1 protein-coding gene is annotated in these 387 nt (G+C 69.0%); it reads left to right on the forward strand.

All coding sequences use genetic code 11. The features are described 5' to 3' along the window. Positions 1-230: DUF5915 domain-containing protein (locus tag D7Y04_RS43620; RefSeq protein ID WP_147477395.1), on the forward strand; the 230-nt coding region annotated here is incomplete at its 5' end. Between the last annotated feature and the right edge of the window lie 157 nt (positions 231-387).

Here is a 387-nt window from a genome sequence, read left to right on the forward strand (position 1 = left end):
CGCGCGTGCAGGGCGCTCGCAAGGACATGGAGCTGGGCTACACGGACCGCATCCGCCTCTGGGTGGACGGTGACGCGCGGGTGAAGCGCGTCACGGAAGAAGGCCGCGAGCTGATTGCCCGGGAGACGCTGGCCGACTCCATCAACGTGGGGCCCGAGGGCCTCACGGGACAGGAAGAAGAGGTCAACCTCAACGGCCTGCCCGCGCGACTGCGCGTGGAGCGCGCCTGAGGTCGCTCATCCCCGCCCGGTCGACCACCGACTGAGCAGGAGGGACGCCAGGGGTTGAAGCAATCCCTGGCGTCGTCTCACCGGACCAGCAGCAGCAGGAACACGCCCAGGAACAGCAGCAGCGCGAGGCCCACATGGCTCAGCTGACTCAGGCCCT

Source organism: Corallococcus sp. AB038B, from assembly GCF_003668955.1.
Lineage (GTDB): Bacteria > Myxococcota > Myxococcia > Myxococcales > Myxococcaceae > Corallococcus > Corallococcus exiguus.